Annotated in this window: 9 protein-coding genes; 7 read left to right on the top strand and 2 right to left on the bottom strand. The window is 45.0% G+C overall.

What is annotated here, in order from left to right:
• Window positions 1-248: 248 nt before the first annotated feature.
• Window positions 249-1172: a ribonuclease HIII gene (rnhC, locus tag AS034_RS06700; protein ID WP_058297928.1), complete on the bottom strand. Its 924-nt coding sequence runs from the start codon at window positions 1170-1172 to the stop codon at window positions 249-251.
• A gap of 132 nt (window positions 1173-1304) precedes the next feature.
• Between rnhC and zapA the strand changes: the two genes are divergently transcribed.
• From zapA to AS034_RS06675, 5 genes are all read left to right on the top strand, one after another.
• On the top strand, window positions 1305-1565 hold the full coding sequence (gene zapA, locus AS034_RS06695; RefSeq protein ID WP_032087405.1) for a cell division protein ZapA: 261 nt from the start codon (window positions 1305-1307) through the stop codon (window positions 1563-1565).
• 7 nt (window positions 1566-1572) lie between these two features.
• Entirely contained in the window at window positions 1573-2112 is a 540-nt protein-coding gene (locus AS034_RS06690) for a CvpA family protein (protein ID WP_032087406.1), read from the top strand.
• A 350-nt stretch (window positions 2113-2462) separates the two neighbouring features.
• The gene (gene polX / locus AS034_RS06685) at window positions 2463-4175 is read left to right on the top strand and encodes a DNA polymerase/3'-5' exonuclease PolX (RefSeq protein WP_419184971.1); all 1713 of its coding nucleotides are present in this window, start codon (window positions 2463-2465) and stop codon (window positions 4173-4175) included.
• 177 nt (window positions 4176-4352) lie between these two features.
• Window positions 4353-6713: an endonuclease MutS2 gene (locus AS034_RS06680; RefSeq protein WP_058297926.1), complete on the top strand. Its 2361-nt coding sequence runs from the start codon at window positions 4353-4355 to the stop codon at window positions 6711-6713.
• Between the two features lie 17 nt (window positions 6714-6730).
• Complete coding sequence (locus AS034_RS06675) at window positions 6731-7138, top strand: DUF350 domain-containing protein (protein WP_032087409.1); 408 nt, start codon at window positions 6731-6733, stop codon at window positions 7136-7138.
• A gap of 513 nt (window positions 7139-7651) precedes the next feature.
• On the opposite strand, the gene AS034_RS06670 is transcribed toward AS034_RS06675, so the two are convergent.
• Window positions 7652-9001 (bottom strand): glucoamylase family protein, encoded by a 1350-nt coding sequence (locus AS034_RS06670; RefSeq protein ID WP_058297925.1) that lies wholly within the window; start codon window positions 8999-9001, stop codon window positions 7652-7654.
• Between the two features lie 356 nt (window positions 9002-9357).
• On the opposite strand from AS034_RS06670, the gene AS034_RS06665 reads away from it, so the two are divergent.
• Together AS034_RS06665 and AS034_RS06660 are read left to right on the top strand one after the other, a co-directional pair.
• Window positions 9358-11052 (top strand): long-chain-fatty-acid--CoA ligase, encoded by a 1695-nt coding sequence (locus AS034_RS06665; RefSeq protein ID WP_058297924.1) that lies wholly within the window; start codon window positions 9358-9360, stop codon window positions 11050-11052.
• A 147-nt stretch (window positions 11053-11199) separates the two neighbouring features.
• A complete protein-coding gene (locus tag AS034_RS06660) occupies window positions 11200-11787 on the top strand; it encodes a TetR/AcrR family transcriptional regulator (RefSeq protein WP_032087412.1) in 588 nt (195 codons plus the stop codon).
• Window positions 11788-11795 lie beyond the last annotated feature (8 nt).

Here is an 11795-nt window from a genome sequence, read left to right as displayed (position 1 = left end):
TCCTAATTCAGGATTTACGATCCTAATTTCAGAAATACGATCCTAATCCGAGATTTACGATCCTAATTTCAGAAATACGATCCTAATCCGAGATTTATGATCCTAATTCCAAAAATACGATCCTAATCCGAAATTTATGATCCTATTGTCGAAAAATCTTTAGAAATGGCTGGCCGGCTACCCGTCCCCGAACTGGACCATTACCAAACAAAAACCCCCGCCGTGATCTAAAAGGCGGGGGTTCTTTCCTATTTACCGGCAATCCGAATGGCCTTCTCACTGTTTGCAAAATGCCACTTCGTCATCGTCTTCAACTCTTCAATCCCTTTTCTCTTGATGATCTTGGCAGCGGCAACGTCCACCTGCTTGCCTGCCCCTTTGGGAATCTCTACGCCTGCCCTCGAACTTAATTTATCCATTTCTTTTAAGAAGGCGTACCTCGCTATGATCGACGCGGCAGCGACCGCAATATGGATACTTTCCCCTTTTGTACTGAAGTAGACTCGGTCACACTGTATTTTCTTTTGGGCGCTGATATGCTTAAAGTACGTGTTTTTTTCAACAAATTGGTCAATCAGAATGCCTTCTGGTTCTTCGGGTGCCATTTTATCCAATAAATGAAGGATGGCCTGATTGTGGAGGATCGCTTTCATCTTACCCTGCGTCATCCCGCTACTTTGAAGCTGGTTATACTTGTCGTTATGAAGCACAAGTAGACTGTATGGAATGGTCTTGATCAGGTCTTTAGCAATGGAGATGATCTGGGAATCGTTCAGATTTTTGGAATCCTTTACGCCAAGCTCTTTCATAAGAGGGATCTGCTCTTTTTTTACGTAGGCACTGACGACTGTAATGGGGCCGAAAAAATCTCCCGTCCCTACTTCATCCGAGCCGATGATCGACCACTCTGCAAAATTTTCAGGCAGCAGGGCCGCTCCCTTGGAAGGTGTCTTCACCTTAGGTGTTTCGGCAGTGCCCCATTTTTTTGCTTCCGTCTCCCCATTAGCACCCTGGAACAGTACCTTGCCGGATTTATATGCAGTCACTGTGCAGCCTGCAGGTTTCGCTGAAAATACCGCACCCGGCGGCAGCTTGCCGACAAGTGTATCCTTATAGTAATCTTTCATTTTCGACGTCAATGCACTGTTTCCCTGTATGACTGTATTTCCCAAAATAACCTCTCCTTATGACAAAATTCTATGTAATAACCAAAAACGTGACGATAATAGACAAATTCTTTTCAAAATAAAAAGATTTCATGGTATGATAGTGTTTAGGATTCTTATGAACAGGGGGTACTCGGATTGTCTGATGAACAAAAAAATCGCACCAATGTAGACATATATGGTCAACAATATACTATTGTCGGTACTGAGTCGACAAGTCAAATTCGATTTGTTTGTTCGAAAGTGGATGACAAAATGAGAGAAATAAAATCTATGAATCCATCTCTTGATACTGGCAAGCTCGCAGTGTTGACAGCCGTCAATGCTGTCAATGATTATGTCAAACTGAAAGAACAGTTTGAAGAGCTGGAAAGAGAAATTAAACGCTTAAAGGGTTGAAAACGTCATGCTTGATTTAGTTTTATTCATTATCCTGTTAGTGGGATTTTTGACCGGTCTTAGACGCGGCTTCATCCTGCAGGCTGTCCATATGACAGGTTTTATCATTGCTTTTATTGTAGCATACATATATTATGATCAGCTTGCACCAAAACTTACACTTTGGATCCCGTATCCGAGTCTTGATGAACAATCAAAGCTGCAGATGCTTTTTGAAATGACCAACATGGATCAGGCATATTACCGTGTCATTGCGTTCGCTCTGATTTTCTTTGCGGTCAAGATCATCGTTCATATCTTCGGTTCCATGCTCGATTTCGTAGCACATCTTCCTATCCTTAAACAATTGAATGTATTAGGAGGAGGACTGCTGGGACTGATTGAAACGTATCTGATCATCTTTATACTATTATTCATTGCCGTACTGCTGCCGATCGATACCGTACAGTCTTTCATTAATGATTCATTCATTGCACAGGCGATGGTCAAACATACCCCTGTATTCTCGGACATGGTAAAAGACTGGTGGCTCCAGAACGGAGCGTGATTTAAGAAGCTGACTTGAAAAGGATAATATGATAGCAGTTAAGGATATCCCTTAACCTATCAGCTTCCTTAAAGAGTCAGCTTTTTTCACTGTTTGAGTCCTGATTTTCGGCTTATTCCGCCAGTATGGAAATGCCCTGAGGCACAAATGCATTTGTGCCTCAGGGCATTTCCATACTGGCGACTTTTCAGCAAAGTTGAAAAGCGAGCGAAACGAACGTTTCACTCGATAAGCCAAAAATCAACAGGATTCCAGTTGCATCGCTTTCTTTTTTCGTTTATTTTGCTACTATATAATAAGAGAAGTCTAACGGTTGAGTTTATTTTTATAGAGAAATGCAGGTGGATGGGATGAATAAGAAGGATATTATTAAATTATTGGAAACGATTGCGATTTATATGGAACTCAAGGGTGAGAACTCTTTTAAAATATCGGCATACAGGAAAGCGGCGCTTGCGCTTGAAAATGATGACCGCAGTCTGAGTGATATCAGTGACTTCACCAAATTGAGCGGAATCGGCAAGGGAACGGCGGGTGTAATCGAAGAATATATCAAGGAAGGGGCATCCTCGGTACTCGAAGAACTGAAGGCGGAAGTGCCGGAGGGATTGATCCCGCTTCTTCAGCTCCCGGGACTTGGAGGCAAGAAGATCGCCAAGCTGTACAGCGAGCTGGGCGTAGAAGGCATCGAAGATCTCGAGGAAGCCTGCCGTTCGGAGAAAGTACAGGAACTGCCGGGGTTCGGCAAAAAGACTGAAGAAAAAATCCTGGCAGCGATCGCCCAGGCAGGTAAACGCCCGGAGCGGCTGCCTATTGCGTTCATGACAGGAATAGCGGAAGAAATCGAAGCTTACTTGACAAACATCAAGGAAATCAATACCTTCTCAAGAGCGGGAAGCTTAAGGAGAATGCGGGAAACGATCAAAGACCTCGATTTCATCATTTCAACGGATAAGCCGAAAAAGGTGAAGGAAGAGCTGTTGAAACTTCCTGCCATCACTGAAATCATTGCTGCCGGAGAGACAAAGGTATCCCTCACCCTGCAATATAGATGGGATGTCAGCATTGATTTCCGGATCGTCAAACCGGAAGAATTCGCTACAACACTTCATCATTTTACCGGATCTAAAGATCATAATGTCAGGATGAGGCAGCTTGCAAAAGAACGTGGTGAGAAAATCAGTGAATACGGCGTTGAAAACAGTGAAACAGGAGAGATCAAAACATTCGAAACCGAAGAAGAATTCTATGCTCATTTCAATCTGCCGTTCATTCCCCCTGAATTAAGGGAGGACGGCAAAGAAGTGGACGAGTATAAAGAGGGCTATGATTTGATTGATTCCTCCCATATCAAAGGTGATCTGCATATGCATACGACCTGGTCGGACGGAGCCTACTCCATCGAGGAAATGGTTCAGGTATGCATAGACAAAGGCTACCAGTACATGGCCATCACCGATCACTCAAAATATTTGCGTGTGGCGAACGGTCTCACCGATGAACGTCTGCTAAAGCAAATTGAAGAAATCAAGGAAATCAATAAAAAATATGATAAGATCGAAGTCCTGTCAGGGATTGAAATGGATATCCTTCCTGACGGATCGCTTGATTACAGTGATGATATCCTTGAAAAAGTGGACCTTGTCATCGCGTCCATTCATTCAAGTTTTTCGCAGCCGCAGGATAAGATCATGGAACGCCTGAAAACGGCACTCGACAGTGTGCATGTCGATATCATCGCCCATCCGACAGGCAGAATCATCGGACGGAGAGAAGGGTATGATGTGGACATGGACCTGCTTATAAAGCTCGCCAAAGAGACGGATACGGCCCTCGAGCTTAATGCTAATCCCAACAGGCTGGATCTATCAGCGGAAAATATCCGGAAAGCTCAGGAATCCGGGGTTAAGCTTTTCATCAATACCGATGCACACAGCCATGAACATCTTGAATTCATGAATATCGGTGTGGCAGCAGCGAAAAAAGGCTGGATCAAGAAAGACACCGTCATTAATACATGGGACAAAGAAGACCTATTGGACTTTTTAAATCGAAATGATTGATTTAATTATAAAAAATAATACTTAAAATTGAGAAATGGCCAGCTCCAGCGCCCGGCCCACACGAGACGTTCATGTCCGCACACTGAAGTCTAAGAACGACTCACCTGTCGAACCTGAAGCGTTTCCAGGGGCTGAAAACGGCGCTTGCGCTTTTCTTATAAAAGGTGGAAGAAGCTTGTGAATTCTAAAGTACTAAGAACACTGGAATTTGATAAAATAAAGGAATTGTTGAAAGAGTTTGCCGCTTCGGCACTCGGGCATGCAAGGGTCACAACCCTGGCTCCTTCGACCGACTTCGAAGAGATTACCGCCATGCATGAGGAAACGGATGAAGCGATGAAGATCCTTCGTTTGAAAGGGCATGCACCGTTAGGCGGTATCTTTGATATCCGTCCCCATGTGAAACGGGCAGGCATCGGAGGCATGCTGTCCCCAGGGGAACTTGTACAGGTCGGGAGTACCATCCGTGCAAGCAGGAAGCTTAAGACATTTGTTGAAGATTTGGTCGATGATGAAGTATCCATCCCGCTCCTGCAGACGAAACTGGATTCAGTCATACCGCTCCCGCATCTGGAGCAGGAAATCAGGAATGTAGTGGATGATAACGGGGAGATTCTGGATTCCGCGAGTGAAACACTGCGATCCATCCGTACACAGCTCCGTGCGAACGAAGGGCGGATAAGGGAGAAGCTCGAGCGCATGATCCGGTCGTCAAATGCATCAAAGATGCTGTCCGATGCGATCATCACCATCCGTAATGACCGTTATGTCATCCCTGTTAAGCAGGAGTATAGAGGACATTACGGAGGGATCATCCATGATCAATCTTCTTCCGGACAGACCCTGTTCATTGAACCGGAAGCAATCGTACAATTAAATAATCAACTTCGCGAACTGCGGCTGAAAGAACAGAACGAAATTGAAAAGATCCTTCTTGCCCTTTCTGTAAAAGTACAGGAATCCGAAGAAGAACTGCTCATCATCGTTCATGTTTTATCAGACATCGATTTCATGTTCACAAAAGCAAAATTCGGGCAATCCATCAAAGGATCCAAACCGATCATCAACGATGAACGGCGAATCAAACTGAATAAAGCACGTCACCCGCTGCTGCCGATGGAAGAAGCAGTGGCGAATGACATTGAGTTGGGCACTGATTTCTCATCAATTGTCATCACCGGTCCGAATACGGGAGGGAAGACCGTCACGCTTAAAACGCTCGGCCTAACAAACATCATGGCCCAGGCAGGACTGCCGATCCCCGCTCTCGATGGCTCGGAAGTAGGGATCTTCCATTCGATTTATGCCGATATCGGGGACGAGCAGTCGATCGAACAAAGTTTGAGTACGTTCTCTTCCCACATGGTCAACATCGTGGATATCTTAAATAAAGTGGATCACGAAAGCCTTGTTTTGTTTGATGAACTAGGTGCAGGTACCGACCCTCAGGAAGGTGCTGCACTCGCCATCTCCATCCTTGATGAAGTACACGGCAAGGGCGCAAGGGTGGTGGCGACAACGCACTACCCTGAATTAAAGGCGTACGGCTATAACCGAGAAGGCGTTGTCAATGCAAGTGTTGAATTTGACGTTGAAACACTAAGCCCCACCTATAAGCTGCTCCTGGGTGTACCGGGAAGAAGTAACGCATTCGAAATCTCAAAGCGCCTCGGCCTCTCTGAAACTGTCATCCAGCGTGCTAAGTCACATATTGGCACTGACAGTAAAGAAGTCGAAAACATGATCGCATCATTGGAAGAAAGCAGACGCCAGGGTGAAAAAGAGCTGGAAGAAGCACATGAGTTTTTAAAGCAAGCAGAGAAAATGCATAGAGACATGCAAAAGCAAATGATGGAGTATTACGAGAAGAAAGACCAAATGTTTGAAAAAGCACAGCAAAAAGCCGAGACTGTGGTGGAAAAAGCCAAAGAGGAAGCAGAACGCGTCATTAAGGATCTGCGCAAGATGCAGCAGGAAAAATCGGTACAAATCAAGGAACATGAGCTGATCGAAGCAAGGAAGCAGCTTGAAGGAGCAGCACCTCAGCTTCCTAAGTCTTCGCTGCAAAAGAAGAAGACCCAAAGTACCAAACGTGAATTCCAGCCCGGGGATGAAGTCAAAGTGATAAGCTTCGACCAGAAAGGACACCTGCTAGAAAGAGTGTCCGCCAAGGAATGGCAGGTACAGATGGGCATCATGAAGATGAAGGTGAAGGAATCGGACCTCGAATTCATCCAGACACAGCAGAAGGTTGAAACGAAACCTCTTGCCGTGGTGAAAGGTAAAGATTTTCATGTCAGTGTAGAGCTGGATCTCAGGGGAGAGCGGTTCGATAACGCCCTCTCGAGGGTGGAGAAATATATTGATGACGCCCTTCTTGCGGGATATCCTCAAGTGTCCATCATTCATGGGAAAGGCACCGGGGCTTTGAGACAGGGTGTGCAGGAATATCTGAAGAATCACCGTTCAGTAAAAAGTATTCGCTTCGGTGATGCCGGTGAAGGCGGAACGGGTGTCACGGTCGTGAAGTTTAAATAAGCATAGGGAGCGGAGCAATGGAGAATTTTTGGGAGAATGAATATATTCAAACGGCAGGGAACTACAGTGTCGTCATACTATGCCTCATCCTTTTCCTGACTATATTTGAACTGGTCACCAAGTATAAAAATTGGGAAGAAATTAAAAAAGGCAACTTGGCCGTTGCCATGGCAACCGGCGGAAAGATATTGGGGATAGCGAATATTTTCCGGTATTCCATTCAGCAGAACGATTCGGTCCTCACGACGATCGGATGGGGATTCTTCGGTTTTTTCCTTCTGCTGATCGGATATTTCATTTATGAATTTTTAACGCCGAAGTTCAAAATTGATGAAGAGATACAAAAGGATAATCGTGCGGTCGGCTTCATTTCACTTGTCATTTCGGTCGGATTGTCTTATGTCATAGGGGCAGGGATTTCGTAAGGAGAGGAACTATGGAAACATTAGCGAAAGTTTTACTCGTTTTATGTGCAGGATTTATTCTGGTCGGAATTATTTATATGGTGTTTTTCACTTAAGCTAAAGGCTGTCTCGATCAAAGAGGCAGCTTTTTTATAAAAACTTTAAGTTTAACCTCAATCTCCGCTAATGATTTCCGTGCAAAACTCCGCTTTCCGCGGGCGGTTGGTGAGCCTCCTCCTATTAACGGATAGAGGAACTGTCCAGTTTCAGGGCTTAGAGGCGTGTGGCATAAGCCAAACCGACCAAGAAGGCAAAGAGCGCCTTCCAGGCCGATTCGTCTTATGCCACACGCCTCTGAGCAAAGCCCTTTCACTTTTCTGATAGGAGTCTGCGTTTTGCACTCCAATCAACCGCTGGAAAGTTCTGATATCTAGCTGTATGATCAAACAAAAAACCCGAACTGATTTGCCCGGTAGACAAATCAGTTCGGGTTTAACTTAAACTCAAGTACTTTTGTTCCAGCCTTTAAAAGAACTATTGAATCGAGAATACTTCCTTCTCAAGCAGTTCCTCAGGCTTTTTCCCGATTGGGTCCTGGTGGAAATAATCACGGATCACTCCGTCTTTCAGGTAATTTGCAATCGAAACCATGATCATCCCCTGATCCAGGGCAAGGTACGCTTTTGCAATTTCACCAGTCTCCACATTGACTGAATCATAGAATCCGTACTTTCCGTACGTGTCCATTCCTTTTAGCACTTTGAGGTTTTTGCGCACTTCTTCAGGTGCGTAATCAAGGGCAAGGAAGGATGCGTGAGGGGTTACGGTCGATTTGTCTGCGTAGCCCGATGTCCCGAGCGGTGTAGCGGCAAATTCACTGTAGCCGTCAGGGGTTGCTGCCGGCGAAAAGCCCCATGCTTTGTATCCTTTATCCTTGGCATATTGGATTTGCAGTTCGACGTGACGCTGGTTATTCAGTCCAAGTGCCTGTTTGCCAAGCTCTTTTTCCTTCAAAACGATTCCCGGCATCAGGCCTTCGAACATACTTCCTCCCCAGCTTGGGACGAATTTCACGCCATTGTATTCATAGTGGCCTTCATAGACGGATACACCGTCATATTCAGCATATTCCCCCTCCGGAATTTGAGACTGCCAGTCCCATTCGGCCGGGATAGTACGCTCCATTTTCCACCAGTGCTCTTTCGGAACATCTCCTTTTCCGATCGAAATATAACTCGCTACCCGCGGTTCTGTATAGAGCAGACCGTAGTGATGGTCGGTCAATTTCCCCTGTGCCACATCGTATCCTCCGCGGAATTGTCCGACTTCAGGGTCATAAAGGGTGGAATAGTCCATGTTCTCCACCAGTTCGCTTGTCTTGCCGTTCAGCTCTTCATAGGCTTGTCCGGCGACGATCAATCCTGCAGAAAGCCAGCCATTATCCACCTGGGAGATGAATTGGCCCCAGTCTTTTTTCAGGGAACCGTCCTTGGTGTAGTACCAGTTATAAAACAGACCGTTCCATTTTTTCATCGATTCCAGCGTATTCAAGGTAACTTGTATACGGTCGACTGCTTCTTCTTTTGAAATGAAACCCATCTCCTGCGCAGAAACAGTGCTCATCATATACATCCCTATATTGGTAGGGGAAGTATGCTCCGCATTTTTCTTCCCTTCTTCGGTGTAACGCGTTTCATCAAAAGTAAGGCCGGTAGCCGGATCGGTATGATCCTCATAATACGTATACGTCTTTTTTGCAATCGCTTTCAACTCTGCGCGGAAAGCGATGTCCCTGCCGTCTTTTCCTTGCGCCGAAGCAGCAGGGATGTACAAGAGACTGATGATCAGACATAAAATCGTGAACAGACTGATATTCTTTTTCATATGCAATACCCCTTCCAACCATGTTATCGAAACGTTTCACCAAAAGTGTAACATGATTTTCAGATAAAGAAAGCTGATTTCTTAATATTCGGTCATTTGATACAGGGATGCTTCACGTTATGGGTAATACGTCAGGGGAAGCAGAAAGGAGAACGAACCTGTCCGGCATGTGGGAAAAGCATGACGTCATATCCTTTAATAAAAGAGACAATTAATGAAACCGATCCACAGATTTCTGAAATAAGCGTGGGAATTAAGTCACGACTGAATGGTAATTCAAATTGTAAGTGGTGTCCCATTATATTATAATAGTGAAAAGAACTAAATTTTCTAAATATTATGAAGGAGGGATTACAATGATGAAACCCTGGCTTGCAGAGTATCCGGATGAGATTCCCGGTGAGTTGACGCTGCCTGAGAAACCTTTGCACTCTTTTTTAACCGAGGCGGCTGAAATGTATGGTAGCAAGTCTGCCATCCATTTTATGGGGAAAGAATTGACGTATCATGAAGTGTACGAATCCGCATTGAAGTTTGCCCATTACTTGAGGGGGCTCGGGATTGAAAGAGGGGACCGTGTCGCCATCATGCTTCCAAATACACCGCAGTCTGTCATTGCATATTACGGTGTCCTGTATGCAGGCGGGGTGGTGGTGCAAACCAATCCGCTTTATACAGAAAGGGAAATTGAATATCAGATGAAAGACTCGGGGGCAAAAGTCATCCTCACGCTGGACATTCTTTACCCGAGGGTGTCAAAAGTCATGGGGGCAACAGATCTGCAGCACATCATTGTAACCGCTATCAAAGAATACCTCCCATTTCCAAAGAATATGATTTATCCTTTCATCCAAAAGAAGCAGTACGGTATCGTCGTCAAGGTGGAACCTTCCGAGCAGAATCATTTGTTTAAAGAGATCATGGCTTCACCGGCAGCCGAACCGATACCGGGCGAATTTGATTTTGAGAATGACATAGCCCTTCTCCAATATACAGGGGGGACTACGGGATTTCCGAAAGGAGTCATGCTGACGCATAAAAATCTGGTGGCGAATGCCTCGATGTGTGATGCGTGGCTGTATAAATGTAAAAAAGGTGAAGAGAAAATCCTGGGCATCCTCCCATTCTTCCACGTGTACGGGATGACGGCAGTGATGATCCTATCCATCATGCAGGGGTATAAAATGATCCTGCTTCCGAAATTTGATGTCGAAACCACATTGAAAACGATACAGAAACAGAAGCCTACATTGTTCCCGGGCGCTCCTACCATCTATATCGGCATTTTGAATCACCCCGACTTGAAGAAATATGACCTTTCTTCCATCGATTCATGTCTCAGCGGAAGCGCGCCGCTACCTGTGGAGGTCCAGCAGGAATTCGAGGAAGTCACCGGAGGAAAACTGGTGGAGGGTTATGGCCTTACGGAATCTTCGCCGGTCACCCATGCTAACTTCCTTTGGGACAAAGAAAGAATTAAAGGGAGCATTGGATTGCCATGGCCGAGTACAGACAGTGCCGTCCTTTCACTTGAGACAGGCGAACCTCTGCCCGTGAAGGAAATAGGTGAAATCGCCGTCAAGGGACCTCAAGTGATGAAAGGATATTGGAACAGACCTGAAGAAACGGAACAGACATTGAAAGATGGATGGCTCTTGACCGGGGATTTGGGATATATGGACGAAAGAGGATACTTCTATGTGGTCGACAGGAAAAAAGATATGATCATAGCAGGCGGATTTAACATCTATCCAAGGGAAATAGAAGAAGTCCTTTACGAACACCCGTCGATACAGGAAGTGGTCGCAGCAGGGGTACCGGATCCATACCGCGGCGAGACGGTCAAAGCATATGTCGTACTGAAGGAAGGGAAATCCCTTACAGAGAAAGAACTGGACGAATTTGCCCGCAAATATCTTGCTGCCTATAAAGTGCCGAAGATTTATGAATTCAGGAAAGAGCTGCCTAAAACCGCAGTAGGAAAGATCTTAAGAAGAGCCCTTGTGGATGAAGAACGTAAAAAGGTAGAAGAAGAGCAGAAATTAAGCTAAAATCAAACTGTGAATCTTTCATGGGATTCGCTCTCTTTTTTTAGCAGAATAGGACAAGGATCTTCCTTGACATTCAGACACGTACATTTTATTATTAAAATATGAATGACCATTCATTCATATTTCGATAAGGCAGGTCTACTAATTATGAAGCGAAATAAACCTAAATATAAGCAAATCATTGATGCGGCAGTCGTTGTGATAGCTGAAAACGGCTATCACCAGGCACAGGTGTCAAAGATCGCCAAACAGGCAGGCGTCGCAGACGGCACCATCTATCTTTATTTTAAAAACAAGGAAGACATCCTGATTTCACTATTCAGGGAGAAAATGTCCATCTTTATTGAAAAAACAGAAGAAGTGATAGCAGGAAAACAGACGGTTTCAGAGAAATTATATGTGATGGTGGAAAATCACTGCAAGCTTCTATCAGAAGATCATCATTTAGCCATTGTCACACAGCTCGAGCTCCGTCAGTCCAATAAAGATATCCGTTTCAAGATCAACGATGTGTTAAAAGGATATCTTCAATTGGTGGATAAAATCCTGATAAGCGGGATCGAGGCAGGTGAACTCCCTGATGATCTCGAAGTGCGGCTGGCCCGTCAGATGATCTTCGGGACATTGGATGAAGTGGTCACAACCTGGGTAATGAATGATCAAAAATATGATATAGTGGCTCAAGTCCCTGCTATACACAAACTATTACTTCATGGATGTGGCGGCAGGAACTGATTACGTAT

Origin of the sequence: [Bacillus] enclensis (assembly GCF_001456935.1) — a bacterium.
In the GTDB taxonomy this organism is placed as follows: domain Bacteria; phylum Bacillota; class Bacilli; order Bacillales; family Bacillaceae_B; genus Rossellomorea; species Rossellomorea enclensis.
Note: the sequence above shows the minus strand (reverse complement) of the source record. Positions and strands in the feature narration are given on the sequence as shown.

Bases quoted from the DNA above. Each gene is read 5' to 3' on its own strand.
- AS034_RS06690 (WP_032087406.1), top strand. From the start codon at position 1,573: ATGCTTGATTTAGTTTTATTCATTATCCTGTTAGTGGGATTTTTGACC.
- polX (WP_419184971.1), top strand. From the start codon at position 2,463: ATGAATAAGAAGGATATTATTAAATTATTGGAAACGATTGCGATTTAT.
- AS034_RS06675 (WP_032087409.1), top strand. From the start codon at position 6,731: ATGGAGAATTTTTGGGAGAATGAATATATTCAAACGGCAGGGAACTAC.
- AS034_RS06670 (WP_058297925.1), bottom strand. From the start codon at position 9,001: ATGAAAAAGAATATCAGTCTGTTCACGATTTTATGTCTGATCATCAGT.
- AS034_RS06665 (WP_058297924.1), top strand. From the start codon at position 9,358: ATGATGAAACCCTGGCTTGCAGAGTATCCGGATGAGATTCCCGGTGAG.
- AS034_RS06660 (WP_032087412.1), top strand. From the start codon at position 11,200: ATGAAGCGAAATAAACCTAAATATAAGCAAATCATTGATGCGGCAGTC.